This window comes from Pseudomonas benzenivorans, assembly GCF_033547155.1.
Classification (GTDB): domain Bacteria; phylum Pseudomonadota; class Gammaproteobacteria; order Pseudomonadales; family Pseudomonadaceae; genus Aquipseudomonas; species Aquipseudomonas benzenivorans_B.
In genome coordinates, this window is record NZ_CP137892.1 from 2904432 (window position 1) to 2917579 (window position 13148).

General features: G+C 69.8%; 15 protein-coding genes, 1 tRNA gene and 2 riboswitches. Of the genes, 4 read left to right on the forward strand and 12 right to left on the reverse strand.

What is annotated here, in order from left to right:
- Positions 1–78: 78 nt before the first annotated feature.
- Positions 79–314: riboswitch (cobalamin riboswitch) on the reverse strand.
- 64 nt (positions 315–378) lie between these two features.
- Genes SBP02_RS13345 through SBP02_RS13355 form a run of 3 tightly spaced genes read right to left on the reverse strand, consistent with a single transcriptional unit; the run spans position 379 to position 5451 of the window.
- Complete coding sequence (locus SBP02_RS13345) at positions 379–678, reverse strand: DUF2149 domain-containing protein (protein ID WP_318642345.1); 300 nt, start codon at positions 676–678, stop codon at positions 379–381.
- The gene (locus SBP02_RS13350; protein ID WP_318642346.1) at positions 656–1132 is read right to left on the reverse strand and encodes a MotA/TolQ/ExbB proton channel family protein; all 477 of its coding nucleotides are present in this window, start codon (positions 1130–1132) and stop codon (positions 656–658) included. Before SBP02_RS13350 ends, SBP02_RS13345 begins: the two co-directional genes overlap by 23 nt.
- A gap of 2 nt (positions 1133–1134) precedes the next feature.
- Complete coding sequence (locus SBP02_RS13355; protein WP_318642348.1) at positions 1135–5451, reverse strand: cobaltochelatase subunit CobN; 4317 nt, start codon at positions 5449–5451, stop codon at positions 1135–1137.
- A gap of 120 nt (positions 5452–5571) precedes the next feature.
- A riboswitch (cobalamin riboswitch) is annotated at positions 5572–5806 on the reverse strand.
- 100 nt (positions 5807–5906) lie between these two features.
- Here SBP02_RS13355 and SBP02_RS13360 point away from each other — a divergent pair.
- The gene (locus SBP02_RS13360) at positions 5907–6254 is read left to right on the forward strand and encodes a GFA family protein (protein WP_318642350.1); all 348 of its coding nucleotides are present in this window, start codon (positions 5907–5909) and stop codon (positions 6252–6254) included.
- Between the two features lie 60 nt (positions 6255–6314).
- Here SBP02_RS13360 and SBP02_RS13365 read toward each other — a convergent pair.
- The 8 genes from SBP02_RS13365 to SBP02_RS13400 form a co-directional block, all read right to left on the reverse strand.
- Positions 6315–6390 (reverse strand) — tRNA-Ala (locus tag SBP02_RS13365).
- A gap of 43 nt (positions 6391–6433) precedes the next feature.
- Positions 6434–6754, reverse strand: coding sequence for a hypothetical protein (locus tag SBP02_RS13370; protein ID WP_318642352.1), 321 nt, complete (start codon positions 6752–6754; stop codon positions 6434–6436).
- A 7-nt stretch (positions 6755–6761) separates the two neighbouring features.
- Positions 6762–7424 carry an O-methyltransferase gene (locus SBP02_RS13375; RefSeq protein WP_318642354.1) on the reverse strand — a complete coding sequence of 221 codons (663 nt, stop codon included), beginning with the start codon at positions 7422–7424 and terminating at the stop codon, positions 6762–6764.
- A gap of 19 nt (positions 7425–7443) precedes the next feature.
- Positions 7444–7962, reverse strand: coding sequence for a C40 family peptidase (locus SBP02_RS13380; RefSeq protein ID WP_318642357.1), 519 nt, complete (start codon positions 7960–7962; stop codon positions 7444–7446).
- Between the two features lie 83 nt (positions 7963–8045).
- A complete protein-coding gene (locus SBP02_RS13385) occupies positions 8046–8666 on the reverse strand; it encodes a C40 family peptidase (RefSeq protein WP_318642359.1) in 621 nt (206 codons plus the stop codon).
- A 68-nt stretch (positions 8667–8734) separates the two neighbouring features.
- Entirely contained in the window at positions 8735–9502 is a 768-nt protein-coding gene (locus SBP02_RS13390) for an NAD-dependent deacylase (protein ID WP_318642361.1), read from the reverse strand.
- A gap of 13 nt (positions 9503–9515) precedes the next feature.
- Positions 9516–10187, reverse strand: coding sequence for a DNA-3-methyladenine glycosylase I (locus SBP02_RS13395; RefSeq protein WP_318642363.1), 672 nt, complete (start codon positions 10185–10187; stop codon positions 9516–9518).
- A gap of 128 nt (positions 10188–10315) precedes the next feature.
- Positions 10316–10747, reverse strand: a complete 432-nt coding sequence (locus SBP02_RS13400) for a helix-turn-helix domain-containing protein (protein WP_318642365.1) — start codon at positions 10745–10747, stop codon at positions 10316–10318.
- Positions 10748–10828: 81 nt separating this feature from the next.
- Between SBP02_RS13400 and SBP02_RS13405 the strand changes: the two genes are divergently transcribed.
- Genes SBP02_RS13405 through SBP02_RS13415 form a run of 3 tightly spaced genes read left to right on the forward strand, consistent with a single transcriptional unit; the run spans position 10829 to position 12192 of the window.
- On the forward strand, positions 10829–11326 hold the full coding sequence (locus tag SBP02_RS13405; RefSeq protein ID WP_318642367.1) for a DUF2938 domain-containing protein: 498 nt from the start codon (positions 10829–10831) through the stop codon (positions 11324–11326).
- 42 nt (positions 11327–11368) lie between these two features.
- On the forward strand, positions 11369–11968 hold the full coding sequence (locus SBP02_RS13410) for a flavodoxin family protein (RefSeq protein ID WP_318642369.1): 600 nt from the start codon (positions 11369–11371) through the stop codon (positions 11966–11968).
- The gene (locus SBP02_RS13415) at positions 11965–12192 is read left to right on the forward strand and encodes a DUF2798 domain-containing protein (RefSeq protein WP_318642371.1); all 228 of its coding nucleotides are present in this window, start codon (positions 11965–11967) and stop codon (positions 12190–12192) included. Before SBP02_RS13410 ends, SBP02_RS13415 begins: the two co-directional genes overlap by 4 nt.
- A 71-nt stretch (positions 12193–12263) precedes the next feature.
- Here the strand turns inward: SBP02_RS13415 and ttcA are convergent, their stop codons facing one another.
- On the reverse strand, positions 12264–13088 hold the full coding sequence (gene ttcA / locus SBP02_RS13420; RefSeq protein WP_318642373.1) for a tRNA 2-thiocytidine(32) synthetase TtcA: 825 nt from the start codon (positions 13086–13088) through the stop codon (positions 12264–12266).
- Positions 13089–13148: the final 60 nt, after the last annotated feature.

The following is a 13148-nucleotide window of genomic DNA, read 5'->3' on the forward strand; positions in this document are numbered from 1 at the left end:
CGATAAGGGCATGCGGAGAGCAATGGACGGGCGGCTCGCAAACGACGCAGCCCACCCGCCAGACAACGCCCTCCGCGATGCCGTGGACTGCTACAGGCCGGTCTCCGGGCTCACGAGCGGCGATCCACCTGGGGATCGCCGGCCAGCGCACCTTCCCATGCCGGGGCACAGTGGTTGCAAAAGCGCTGGTTTGGCTCGTCTACCGTTGCGGGGGCAGCGTCGGAATTGCGGGCGTGAATCGCCACGCGCACCGACTTCCCTGTTTCACCCCACGGACGCGCAGCGTCGGGGGCACCTGAAGCAAGGCGCGCAGGGTAGTGGCTCGGCGCGGCAACGTCAAACGACGGCGCATCGCCCGGAGCAAGCCCCTCCTGCGCCTCACTGGCCGATGAGGATCAGCTTGCCGGTCTGCGGGTCGCGATAGACCTGGCCGACGCTCTCCAGCCCCTCGCCGCCCTGGCCCTTGAGGCTGTCGGGCAGGGCCGGCAGCTCGCGGCCGCGCTCCACCGGCAGCGGCTGCCGGCGCGCCTCGAGCCGGGTCAGCAGGTCGGTCTGCGCCACCAGGGCGGCGATCAGGCCGCAGGCGAACACCAGCACCACGTCGACCAGATTGGCCAACGGTCCGAGGGGGTCGTCGTCGCCCGCGGCGAAACGGCTAGAGCGCCAGCGCCGGCTCATCGGCCCGCTCCTCGCCCGCCCGGGCCTCGCACTGGTCCAGCAGCTCGTCGTACCAGCGCCGGCGCAGGCGCCCCAGGCCGAAGCCGAGCAGCCCGGCGAGCAGGCCGAACACCGTGGTGTCGAAGGCCACCCGCATGGCCACGCTGAGGATCTGCACATTGCCCTCGCCCAGGGCCGCCAGCCCGGGCCCCAGGGGGATCAGGGTGCCCATCAGGCCGAGCATGGGGCCGATGCGCGCGATCAGGTCGGCGCGGTCCAGGCGCCGGCGCGCCCGCCGCTCGATCTCCGCCACAGGCAAGACGCGCCAGCGGAGCAGGCCGCCGCAGCGCTCGCCGACGGCCACCCCGCAATCCCACACCGCCACGGCCAACAGGGCGAACAGGCCGAGGGTGACCGGCTGCAGCAGCCAGCCGACCAGCAGGTGCAGCCAGGTGAATACTTGACTGTCGAACATCCTTAACCTCCTACCGGGGTATGTGGGCCGCGGCCGCGCCAGACGCCCAGGGCGAGCAGGCCGGCCAGCAGCGCCAGGGCGAACCAGAATGCCTGGCTCAGGGCTTGGGGCTCGCCTTGGGCGGCGCCCGATTCGGCGGCGGGCTCGGCCCGGGGCGCCTGGATCTCGCTGAGGCTGCTCGGCACCGGCGCCGGCTCGTAGTGGATGCGCGCCGCCTGCAGGCGCTGCTGCAGGGCGCTGCGCAGCTCCTCCGGCAGCTGCGGCAGCAGCCACTGCAGCATGGGGTGATCCGGCCGGGTGTGGCCGCTGCCGGGCAGGCCGTGGGCGACCACCAGGCGGGCGAACTGTTCGCCGAGCTGCTGGCGGGTGGCCGCGTCGGCCTGCCAGAACTCCTTGTGGATGGCCACCAGCATGATCGCCAGCATGTTGCTCTTCACATGCACGTTGGCGCCCTGTTCGAGGAAGTCGTCCAGGCCGACGCCATAGCGGTCGTCGACATACACCGCCTTGACCTCCTCCCAGGCGCTGCCCTTGATGATCTCCGGGTTGGTCACCTGCCAGCCCCAGAGGTATTCGAGGAACTCGCTGCCCATGGTCCGCGCGCCGGCGTAGTCGTGCTGCATCAGCGCCTCGATCCAGGCCGGGTTGAGGAAGCGCCCGCGCAGCTCGGCCAGCAGCGCCTGCTGCAGCGGCTCCAGGCGCACCCGCGCCGGGTCGTTGTGCCAGCTGACGAAGTTCTCCGGGGTGCTGCCGGAGACCTGCTCCACCGCCAGGCTCAGGCCGCCCAGGTAATCGAAGGAGTCGTTGTTGTCGAGCAGGCCGTAGAGGTTGCTGGAGCGCCCGAGGTAGGTGCGGCGCACCGTCTTGAGGTTGTCGCGGAACACCTCCTGCTCCGGCTCGCCCTGGTGGCGCAGGCCGTAGGCATGGCCGAGGCGGCTGACATAGGCCTGGGCCAGTTCGCCGCGTTGCTGCCAGCTGCCGGAGCGCTCCACCAGGCGGTTGATGCCGGCGCCATAGGCCCCCGGGGCCACGCCGAACAGGCGCAGGGCCGCCAGGCTGCCGGCCTGCTCGGCACCGAGCCCGGCCTCCAGGCGCCGCGCGGCGTCCGCCACCCAATGGGCGGCGACGCGGTTGACCGCCAGGCTCTCGCTGCCGCCGCCGGCCGCCGCGCCGAGGGGCTCCAGGGCCGCGGCCAGGGCCGGACGCAGCGCCGGGTAGTCGCGGCGGATGGTTGCAGCGGCGCCGTCCAGGGCCAGCAGCACCGCCCGTTCGAGCAGCGCCAGCTGGTCGGCGTAGAGGTCGCGGAACAGCCCGGAGGTGGTGAACAGCAGGTCGCGGCGCTCCTCCCCCGCCGCCAGGGGCCGGCGCCGGATGCCCTGGACGATGCCACGACCGTTCCACTGCGGCTCGACGCCGAGCAGGTCGAGGCCGAAGGCGATCATCGCGCCTTCGTCGCGCACCGTGTCCGAGGCCCAGAGGATCACCGCCTCGCGGCCCTCGGCGGCGAGCGGCCGCTGCCGCGCCTGCTGCGCCATCTCGCGGCCGATGCCCCAGCCGATGCGGCTGGGCAGCAGGCTGCTGTCCAGGGCGTGGAAGTTGCGCCCGGTGGGCAGCGCCTGCGGCGTGCGGATCGGGTCGTTGCCCTTGCCGGGGGCGACGAAGCCGCCGTCCAGGGCGCGCAGCAGCGCCGCCATCTCGGCCGCCGGCGAGTCGACCAGGGCCTGGCGCTGGCCCGCCCCGGCGGCGCCCATGGAGGTCAGCAGGGTCTGCACCGCCTCGGGCCGCCAGGGCTTGCCGAACACGTGCAGGCCCATGGGCATGAAGCGTTCCTGGATGTTGGTCAGGTAATGGCCGACCTCGTGCACCAGCAGGTCGTCATCGACCTGCTCGAAGTCGATGCCGCGGGTGACCAGCACCTCGGCCATGGATTCGCGCAGCTCCGGTTCCAGGCCGGCGCTGCCGACCAGGCGCTTGATCTCGGCGATGGTGGCGCGTCGCGCCGGCCCCTCGCCCTGCCCGGCGCCGGCCTCGAAGCTCTCGATCAGCTGGCGCAGCTTGAGCAGGTCGTCGTACAGCGGCGTGGCCACCAGCGGCGGAGTCAGGTGGTCGATCATCACCGCCAGGCCGCGGCGCTTGGCCTGGATGCCCTCGCCGACCCCGTCGACTATGTAGGGGTAGAGGCTCGGCAGATCGCCGAGTATCTGCGTCGGATAGTCCTCGTCGCTCAGGCCCGCCCGCCGCCGCGGCAGGAACTCGTAGGTGGAGTGGCGGCCGAGGTGGATCAGCGCGTCGGCACGGAAACCCTCGCGCAGCCAGTGGTAGAAGGCCAGGTACTGATGCGGCGGCGGGAACACCAGGTTGGCGTGCAGCAGCTCCTCGTCCACCTCCCAGCCGCGCGGCGGCTGCGGGCCGACGAACACCTTGCCGAAGCGCAGCCCCGGCAACAGCAGGCGGCCGTCGTGGACCATCACCCGCCCCGGGCCCTCGCCCCAGCCGCGCAGGCCCTCGATGCCGGTCGCCGCCAGCGCCGCGATCAGCCCCTCGGCCTGGGCCCAGTCGGCCTGGGTCGGCTGCGCCACGGCCGCGCGGTACAGCGCCTCGAGCTGCGCCAGCAGGTCCAGGGCCCGAGCCCGCGCCGGGTGCTCGACTCCATCGAGCACGTGGTGCAGCTCGCTGGAGCCGCTGGCCAGGATATCCGCGGCGATCTGCAGCTCGGAGGCCGCCAGGGCCCGGCGCAGCTGGGCGTGCCAGTAACCCAGGGGGCCCTGGACCATCTCCGCCTGCAGCGCGGCCGGCAGCGTGGCGAACCAGTCGCGGTACTCCTCAGCGCCCAGGCTCTGCACCCTGCCGGCCATCTCGGCCAGGGCGTCGCCCTGCTCCGGCAGGTTGACGCCGCGCTCCTGCAGCAGTTCGAGCAGCGCCGCGGGGCTGTCCGGCAGCGGCCCGGTGTCGTAGCCCTCGGCCTGCAGGCGCTGGAGGATGTGCCACAGCGACTGCGGCACGTCGAGGTTGTCCGCGCCGATGTTGTGCCGGCCCGGCGGATGGTTGTAGTAGATGATCGCCAGGCGCTTGTCGGCGTTGGCCGTGCGCTGCAGGTGTCGCCAGCGCTGGATGCGCGCGCTCATCGCGGCGACCTGCTGCGGCAGCGGCTCGCCGATGGCGAAGCGGATGCCGGACAGCGGGTCGAGCTGGCGCTCGCGCCAGGCCGCCAGGACCATGGCCTGGCTGGTGCCCTGCAGCTCCGGCATGGCCAGCTGGTAGTGCACCTTGTCGCGCGCCAGGCCGTCGCTGGACAGCTGCCAGACCGCCTCGCTGCGGTCCTCCAGGCGCAGGCCCTTGAGCACCGGCACGTTCAGCTCGCCGAGCAGCTCGGTGACCTGCTCGCGGTGCTCGCCGCCGCCGATGACGAAGTCCTGCAGGGCGACCACCGCCGCCAACGGCGGGTGCTCGCCCTCCTTGAGCCAGCGCACCGCCTGCAGGGAGCCCGCGCCCCAGTTGGCGAACAGGCTGACGCAAGCCAGACCGGCCTCGCCCAGGGCCTGGCACAGCGCGTCGTTGAGCGCCTGGTCGCCGGCACGATCGGCGCGCCCGTGGTCGACCAGCGCCACCAGGGCGTCGCCGCGCCAGCGCAGCTGCTCGGCGCTGCGCAGCTCGCCGTCCTGGTAGAAGCGCAGCGGCGCCCGCGCCTTGGCCGGCGCCACCGCCACCTCGGCGTCCACCCGCGCCGCCAGCCAGGCGAGCAGCCCGGCGATGTTCTCGCTGCCGCCGGCCAGCCAGTAGCTGCGCGCGCTCAGCCAGTCGGCCTGACGCGGGTGTTCGCGCTGCTGCGCCTGCAGCCAGGGGGCCAGCGCCCCGCTCGGCTTGGCCGCGCCCAGGCGCTCGGCCTCTTCGCGGGAGGCGAACAGTGGACGGCCGGCGGCGCGGCTGAGCTGCACCAGGCCATGGTCGCTGTGCAGGACGAACAGCTCGGCGGCGGCTGCCCGGCCCAGCAGGGGCCGCAGACGCTCCACCTCGGCGCCGAAGATGCCGGCGCCGAACAGCACCTGGCCCGCATCCAGCCACTGCGCTAGGGCGGCATCGTCCAGCTCGGCCAGCTGCTCGGGGGTCCGCGCGCTGACCCGCTGGCCGGGATACTGGCGCTGGAACTGGGCGACCGCCGCGGCGAACTCGGCGGCGCTGTAGGCGGAGACGATGGCGTTGATCTGCGCCGCACCGGCCAGCGGCGCGCTCAGCGCCAGGCAGGCGGCCAAGGCCAGGCGCCGGCTCAGGGAAAGGGCGCGCGTCAGCAAAGACGCAGGCCGTGGAAGGGACATGCTCATGTCGTAATAGCTCCGCCGCGCTCACCCGCGCGGCCCAGACCGCAAGAGGCAGACGGAGGAACGACGACGCATGGGCCACGACAAGGGCGCGGCCCACCCGCCGGACAACGCCCTCCGCGATGCCGTGGACTGCGACAGGCCGGTCTCCGGGCTCACGAGCGGCGATCCATCTGGAGGATCGCCGGTCCGCGCACCTTCCCGTGCCGAGGCACAGTGGTAAAAAGCGCGGGTTTGACTCGTCTACCGTTGCGGGGGCAGCGTCGGAATGGCGGGCCGCAGAGGCCACACGCACCGACTTCCCTGTTTCACCCCTCGGACGCGCGGCGTCGGGGGCACCTGTTGCAAGGCGCGCAGGGTAGAGACAGGCCGGCGGGGCGTCAATGCATGGGTGCGCCCGATGCCTCCCGCAACGGGAGCTAAGCTTCTACCTCCCCTTACTCGTCAGGAGCGTTGCGATGAAATACCGAGGAAGCTGTCACTGTGGCCAGGTGGCGTTCGAGGTGGAGGGCGAGATCGCCGGAGCCATGGCCTGCAACTGTTCGATCTGCCAGCGCAAGGGTGCCTTGCTGTGGTTCGTCCCGCGGGACCGGTTGAGCCTGCTGACCCCGGACAGCGACGCCGCCACCTACAGCTTCAACAAGCATGTGATCCAGCACCGCTTCTGCCCGCGCTGCGGCATCCACCCCTTCGGCGAAGGCACCGACCCCAAGGGCAATGCCATGGCGGCGATCAATATCCGCTGCCTGGAAGGCATCGACCTGGACGCCGTGCCGGTTCAGCAGTTCGACGGCAGGGCGCTGTAGAGCGGCCACAGACGCACCGGAGACAAAAAAGCCAGGCCGCCGGGGCCTGGCTTGTCGACTTGGTGGACCGAAGGAGGATCGAACTCCCGACCTCCGCATTGCGAACGCGGCGCTCTCCCAGCTGAGCTATCGGCCCTTGCCCAGTCAATCTAGCCCGCCGCCGGGCCGACGGCAACGCCTCAGTGCCGGGGCATGAACCCCGCCGGCTTGGCCGCCAGCCAGGCGACGAAGCTGCGCAGGCGCTCGTCGCCGAGCAGCGCCTCGCGGCTGTTGTAGGTCAGGGCCAGTTCCTTCTCGCCGAACAGCCGGTGGATCTGGTTGTGGCAGGCGCGGCAGACCCACAGGGTGGCGGTGATGCGCTCGCTCCTGGCATAGCGCTTCTGCACGTAGGGCTTGTCGTGCAGGGCCTTGGGGATCAGGTGGTGGCGAGTCAGCGCCGTGGCGCGGGTACAGAGCTCGCAGGCCTCGGGCTGGGGCGGCAGGCGAATCGGCTCGGCCATGGGTCCGTCAGCGCTTGCGGCACAGGGTCAGGCCGTCGCCCAGCGGCAGCAGGGACAGGTCGATGCGCGCGTCGTCGCGCAGCGCCAGGTTGAGCGCCTGGATGGCCCGGGTGTCGGAGCTATCCGGGCTCTGCTCCAGCACCCGGCCGCTCCACAGGGTGTTGTCGAACAGGATCAGGCCCCCTTGGCGCACCAGCCGCAGGGCCTGTTCGAAGTAGGCCGGGTAGTTGGCCTTGTCGGCGTCGATGAAGATCAGGTCGATGCTGCCGGCCAGCCCCTCGGCCTCCAGCGCGGCGAGGGTCTCCAGGGCCGGCGCCAGGCGCTGCTCGATGCGCCCGGCCAGCCCCGCCTCGCGCCAGTAGCGCTCGGCCACGGCGTTGTAGTCGCCGGGGATGTCGCAGCAGATCAGCCGGCCGTCGTCCGGCAGCGCCGCCGCCATGCACAGGGCGCTGTAGCCGGTGAAGGTGCCGACCTCGACCAGCTTTCTGGCACCGATCAGCTTGACCAGCAGGGCCATGAACTGGCCCTGCTCCGGGGCGATCTGCCACCGGGCGTTGGCCAGCCGGGCGGTCTCGGCGCGCAGACGCTCCTGCAGCGGGGTTTCGCGCAGGGACACATCCAGCAAGTAGCGGTACAGGTCGTCGTCGAGATTCAGGGTGCGGTTGGTCATGGGCGAAACCCTCTGCGCGTCAGGGATTGCGCGCCAGTTCGGCGCCGAACACGCGCTTGGCGTCCAGGTAGGTGCGCTGCCAGTAGCTGTTGCTCAGGCTGTCCAGACGCACGGTGCCGCCGCTGGACGGGGCGTGGACGAAGCGCCCCTCGCCGACATAGATGCCGGCGTGGCTGACCTGGCGCCCACCGTTGGTGGCGAAGAACACCAGGTCGCCGCTCTGCAGGGCCTCGCGGCTGGCGATGGTCGGCGCGCGCAGGGCACTGAGCTCGCGGGTGGAACGGGGCAGGCGGATGCCGGCGGCGTCGCGGTAGACGTAGCCGATCAGGCCGCTGCAGTCGAAACCGCCGTCCGGGGTGTTGCCGCCGTAGCGGTAGGGCGTGCCGACCAGGCCGAGGGCACGGAACAGCACGTCGGCGGAGCTGCCGTGGGGGCTACCGGTCGGTATCTGGATACTGGTGGGTGCGGGCGACTGGCCGGCACAGGCGCCGAGCAGCGCAATGAGGAGCAACAGGGCGACACGGGACGTGACGGGCATGTGCGAGGCAATCCTAGGCCTGGTTGCGCCCTACTCTGCCGTCTCGAGGCTTACCGCGCAACCTTAGAGGCCGCGCGGGCACTTCAGGGATGGCGCTCCTGCGCCTCGTCCGGCGCCATGGCCAGCACGCGCTTGGCCTCGAGGAAACTGCGTTTCCAGTAGCGGTCGTCCAGGCTGTCGACCCGCACGCCACCGCTGCGGCGGCTGGCGGAATGGATGAACTGGTCATCGCCCAGGTAGATGCCGGCGTGGCTGACGCGGCCGCGGCCGTTGGTGCTGAAGAACACCAGGTCGCCCGGCTCCAGCTCGTCGCGCTCGACCAGCGGCGCATCGATATTGATCATCTCGCGGGTGGAACGCGGCAGCTGCAGGCCCGCCTCTTCGCGGAACAGGTAGCCGATGAAGCCGCTGCAGTCGAAGCCCGACTTCACCGAGCTGCCGCCGAAGCGGTAGCGGGTGCCGACCAGCGACAGGCCATGGGACAGGATGCTGTCGGCCAACTGGGGCATCTCGTAGGGCTGATCGTCGGTAAGGTCGGCGAGCTCTTGTTCCGTGGGCTCGGCGTGGGGTGCCTTGGATACGAAGGTGTCCGATTTGCTGAGTGGGCCGAACACGCCGGATTGAGTCTGCGGAGACTGGCCGGCGCAGGCGGCGAGGAACAAGACCAGTGCGAGGGGCACGAGGGGTGCGAAGCGTTTGCGCATGGGCACGACCGTGTCGGGAATTCTGATAGGGCCGCGACTATGCCCTCAATCCGGCCTATTTGCAAATTCTATGGGCGCACGATGTGACCCAGCAATCTCGGCAGCACATCTAAGGCCCGCCCCTGCAGGTGGATATCGACCAGTTCGCTCAGATCGGTGCGGGCCGGATTGACTTCCACCGTCAGTCCGCCGGCCTGGCGGGTGCGCAACACCGGTTCGATGATGTAGGGGAAGCTGGCACTGGTGCCGACGCTCAGCACCAACTCGAAGCCCTTGCCCAGCTCGGTGTAGAGGCTGTCGACGGCGGTCTCCGGGAGCATTTCCTCGAACAGCACCACCGGCGGGCGCAGGATGCCGCCACAGAGCCGGCAATGCGGGGGCAAGGGCCGCGCCAGGTGCTCGGCCAACTCGGCATCCTCGGCGCCGCAGGACTGGCAGAACAGCGGCGCCAGTTCGCCATGGATCTCGATCAGGCGCTCGACCGGGCTGCCGGCGGCGCGGTGGTAGCCGTCGATGTTCTGGGTCAGCAGCCAGCACTGGGGCTTGCGCCGCTGCAGCTCGGCGAGGGCGAAGTGACCGGCATTGGCCCGGGCGCCGAGGCAGGCCTTGCCCAGCTCGGCCAGGTACTTCCAGCACAGCGCCGGATCGCGCCGCAGCATGGACCCGGACAGCGCCGCCTCGATCGGCAGCCCCTCGTCCGTGTGGCCGTTGTACAGACCGCCGAGGCCGCGATAGGTGGGCAGCCCGGAATCGGCGGACAGCCCCGCGCCGGTGATCACCAGGATGCGCTCGGCCCGGGCGATAGCCAGGGCGACCCGCTGGATGTCCGCCTCCATCGCCCCTCCTCGCTCAATGATTGACGGTATGGGCCAGCATCACCGACAGCTGGCACAGCGGCCGGCCGCTCTGGGCGTGCCACTGATTGAACGCCGCCTGCACCGCGGCCCGGTCCTTCTGGCTGGTGGGCGCCTTGTCGACTATGCCCTGGGCCTTGAGCGCGGCGACCATGTCGTTGGTGGGGATGAAGGTGTCCTTGCCGACCATGCGCAGCAAGCGCGGCGCCGACAAGCCCCCCAACTGGCTGCCGTGCTTGGCCAGGTACTGCCACAGGCCGACGATATCGGTCACCGGCCAGTCGGCGATCAAGGCGCCGAAGCCGCCCCGTTCCCGCCGCACATCGAGGATGAACTGGGCGTTGCGCGGCACGCTCTTGAGCTTGCCCAGATGACGGATCAGCCGCGCGTCCTGCATCAGGTTCTCCAGGCGCTCGCCCCCCATCAGCACGACCTTTTCCGGGGCGAAGCCGAAGAACACCTCCTCGAAGGCCGGCCATTTGGCGTCCACCAGGCTGTGCTTGAGGCCGGCGCGGAAGATCCTCAGGCTGAGCAGCGACAGGTAGCGGTCGTCACTCAGCGCACGCAGCTCGTCCGCACTCGCCGGCTGTGGCAGCATGGCCTCCAGTGCCGCCGCCGAGCCGAAGCGGTTCAGGCAGTATTCGTTCAGCCATTGATAGTCGCGCATCGCTCGCCCTTGCCAGTTCCAGTGACCGCACAGGGTGCCTGCAACTCGCGCCTGCGCGCAATATTCCTGCGCCAAGGCGACTGCTCGCGCAAAGAGGCGAGCCCCCTGGCGGCACCTATCTATGCCGTTTAGCGGCGCCGGCGCCCTGGCTCGGCCTTGTTGTACTTGCGCGCGTGCGCACTCGACGCCGCCGCCTTGACCAGGCGCTGGAAGGTGGGGCATTCGGCGTGGCTCGGGGCCGGGCAGGCCGCCGCATGGCGCAGCCCTCTGCTCATGGCCCGCAGCCGCTTGATAGTCCCATCCAGCTCCTCGGCCTTGGCCAGAAGCAGCTGGCGATCGATTGCCGGCGCCCCGTCGGCGGCGAACATCGAGCGGATCTCATCCAGGGTGAAGCCCGCCGACTGGCCGAGGGCAATCAGCGCCAGCTGATCCAGCACCCCCGGCGCAAAGCGGCGGCGCTCACCCTGGCGACCGAGGGAGGCGATCAGCCCCTTCTCCTCGTAGAAACGCAGGGTCGAGGCCGGCACACCGGCGCGCTTGGCGACTTCGGCAATATCCATGCGACACCTCTTGACTTCAAGTTCACTTGAACTTGTAGAGTCGAACCAAACCCTCCACGAGTCAAGCTGAACGAGGTACTTATGACGCAACTCATGCAAGACATCGCCCTGACAGCAGGCATCGGCATCGGCGCGACGGCGGTCATGGACGCCTGGCTGCTGCTGTTGAAACGCCTGGGAGTCCCCACGCTGAACTTCGCCTTCATCGGCCGCTGGGTCGCCCACCTGCTGCGCGGCAGGCTGGCCCACCCGGCCATCGCCCAGGCCGAGCCGGTCAGAGGCGAGCTCGCCCTGGGCTGGCTGATGCACTACGCCACCGGCATCGCCTTCGCCGGCCTGCTGCTGGCCAGCGAAGGCATGGCCTGGGCCCACAGCCCGACCCCGCTGCCGGCACTGCTCATCGGCATGGCCACGGTCGCCATTCCCTTGCTGGTGATTCAACCGGCGATGGGCGCCGGCTTCGTCTCCCTCAAGACGCCCACGCCACTGCGCAACTGCTTCAAGAGCCTGGTCAACCACAGCGTGTTCGGCCTGGGCCTCTACCTGGCCGCCGTGCCGCTCGCCTGGCTGGGGCGATAAGCCCCTGTCGAACGTCCTCTTCCTAATCCAGGAGCACTTGCAATGAAGAAAATCGCGGTCATCTACCACAGTGCCCACGGGCACACCGAACACATCGCCGGTCACGTGGCCGAAGGGGCGGGACTGGTGTCCGACACCGAGGTTCAACTGGTACAGGCCCAGGCCCTCACCGCCCGGCCGGATGAGCTGCTCGCGTTCGACGGCTACATCCTCGGTTCACCCACCTACCTGGGCGGGGTCAGCGCACCGGTCAAGGCCTTCATGGATGCCACGGGAGGGCTGTGGCGCCACCAACAACTGCGCGGGCGGCTCGCGGCGGGCTTCACCGTGTCGGCGCTGCCGGCCGGCGACAAGCAATCGACCCTGTTGTCGATGTTCGTGTTCTGCATGCAACACGGCATGCTCTGGGTCGGCAACCCCATCCTGCCGGAGCAGCACCTGGGCGTGCCATACGACGAGGCGGCGAATCGCCTCGGCTCCTGGTCGGGGCTGATGGCCCAGGCCGACAAGGCCTCGGCCGCCAACGCGTTTGCGCCGGGGGATATCAAGACCGCGCGCCTGTTCGGGCAGAACTTCGCCGAGACGCTGCACCGCCTGCAGGGCAGCGGCACACACCAGCACAGCACGGAGCCCCTCAGATGATCGCGCGCAAATACAGCCCACTGCTCTTCGCCCTGGTCCTCTCGGGGCTCATGTCGCTACTGGTCTCCGGCATCTCCACCTTCCGCGCCGTTGGCCCGATAGCCGGCTTCGCCACGCTGTGGCTCGGCGCCTGGCTGGCCGCCTGGTTGTTCGCCTTTCCCAGCGTGCTGCTGGTCACCCCGCTGGCCCGCGGGCTGGTCGAACGGCTGGTGGAGAAGCCATAGCCCAACCGACGCCCAGGGACAGTCCTGCGGGCCACAAAGAAAACCGGCTGTCCATGGCAGCCGGTCATCGATCACAGATTCATCACATCGAGGAAGCGTGGCGTGGCGCTGTCGTCGATCTTCAGGCTCTTGAAGTCGAACAGGTTGCGGTCGGCCAGCTGCGACGGCACCACGTTCTGCAGGGCGCGGAACATGATCTCGGTGCGCCCCGGCGTCTTGCGCTCCCACTCCTGGAGCATCTCCTTGACCACCTTGCGTTGCAGGTTCTCCTGGGAGCCGCACAGGTTGCAGGGGATGATCGGGAACTCCTTGAGCTTGGCGTAAGCCTCGATATCGGCCTCGCTGCAATAGGCCAGCGGGCGGATCACCACGTTGCGCCCGTCGTCGGCGCGCAGCTTCGGCGGCATGGCCTTGAGGGTGCCGCCATGGAACATGTTGAGGAAGAAGGTCTCGAGGATGTCGTCGCGATGATGCCCCAGGGCCATCTTGGTCGCACCGATCTCGTCGGCGAAGGTGTACAGCGTGCCGCGGCGCAGGCGCGAACACAGCGAGCAGGTGGTCTTGCCTTCCGGGATCTTCTCCTTGACCACCGAGTAGGTGTCCTTCTCGACTATGTGGTACTCGACGCCGATGGACCCCAGATAGGCCGGCAGCACGTGCTCGGGAAAGCCCGGCTGCTTCTGGTCCATGTTCACCGCCACCAGGTCGAACTTGATCGGCGCGACCTTCTGCAGGTACAGCAGCACATCGAGCATGGTGTAACTGTCTTTACCGCCGGACAGGCAGACCATGACCTTGTCGCCGTCTTCTATCATGTTGAAGTCGGCGATGGCTTCGCCGGCCTGGCGACGCAGGCGTTTTTGCAGTTTGTTCTGGTTGACCGAGAGGGTGCCCATGGTGCGCTGAAGTCCGCATAGAAGTGCTAGAGCGCGACATTTTACGCAGAAAGCGCGGCA

Excerpts from the sequence above, each read along its gene's own strand:
- SBP02_RS13410 (WP_318642369.1), top strand. The coding sequence starts at position 11,369 with ATGAAGAAAATCGCGGTCATCTACCACAGTGCCCACGGGCACACCGAA.
- ttcA (WP_318642373.1), bottom strand. The coding sequence starts at position 13,088 with ATGGGCACCCTCTCGGTCAACCAGAACAAACTGCAAAAACGCCTGCGT.
- SBP02_RS13350 (WP_318642346.1), bottom strand. The coding sequence starts at position 1,132 with ATGTTCGACAGTCAAGTATTCACCTGGCTGCACCTGCTGGTCGGCTGG.
- SBP02_RS13345 (WP_318642345.1), bottom strand. The coding sequence starts at position 678 with ATGAGCCGGCGCTGGCGCTCTAGCCGTTTCGCCGCGGGCGACGACGAC.
- SBP02_RS13395 (WP_318642363.1), bottom strand. The coding sequence starts at position 10,187 with ATGCGCGACTATCAATGGCTGAACGAATACTGCCTGAACCGCTTCGGC.
- SBP02_RS13405 (WP_318642367.1), top strand. The coding sequence starts at position 10,829 with ATGACGCAACTCATGCAAGACATCGCCCTGACAGCAGGCATCGGCATC.
- SBP02_RS13375 (WP_318642354.1), bottom strand. The coding sequence starts at position 7,424 with ATGACCAACCGCACCCTGAATCTCGACGACGACCTGTACCGCTACTTG.
- SBP02_RS13380 (WP_318642357.1), bottom strand. The coding sequence starts at position 7,962 with ATGCCCGTCACGTCCCGTGTCGCCCTGTTGCTCCTCATTGCGCTGCTC.
- SBP02_RS13360 (WP_318642350.1), top strand. The coding sequence starts at position 5,907 with ATGAAATACCGAGGAAGCTGTCACTGTGGCCAGGTGGCGTTCGAGGTG.
- SBP02_RS13355 (WP_318642348.1), bottom strand. The coding sequence starts at position 5,451 with ATGAGCATGTCCCTTCCACGGCCTGCGTCTTTGCTGACGCGCGCCCTT.
- SBP02_RS13370 (WP_318642352.1), bottom strand. The coding sequence starts at position 6,754 with ATGGCCGAGCCGATTCGCCTGCCGCCCCAGCCCGAGGCCTGCGAGCTC.
- SBP02_RS13385 (WP_318642359.1), bottom strand. The coding sequence starts at position 8,666 with ATGCGCAAACGCTTCGCACCCCTCGTGCCCCTCGCACTGGTCTTGTTC.
- SBP02_RS13400 (WP_318642365.1), bottom strand. The coding sequence starts at position 10,747 with ATGGATATTGCCGAAGTCGCCAAGCGCGCCGGTGTGCCGGCCTCGACC.
- SBP02_RS13390 (WP_318642361.1), bottom strand. The coding sequence starts at position 9,502 with ATGGAGGCGGACATCCAGCGGGTCGCCCTGGCTATCGCCCGGGCCGAG.
- SBP02_RS13415 (WP_318642371.1), top strand. The coding sequence starts at position 11,965 with ATGATCGCGCGCAAATACAGCCCACTGCTCTTCGCCCTGGTCCTCTCG.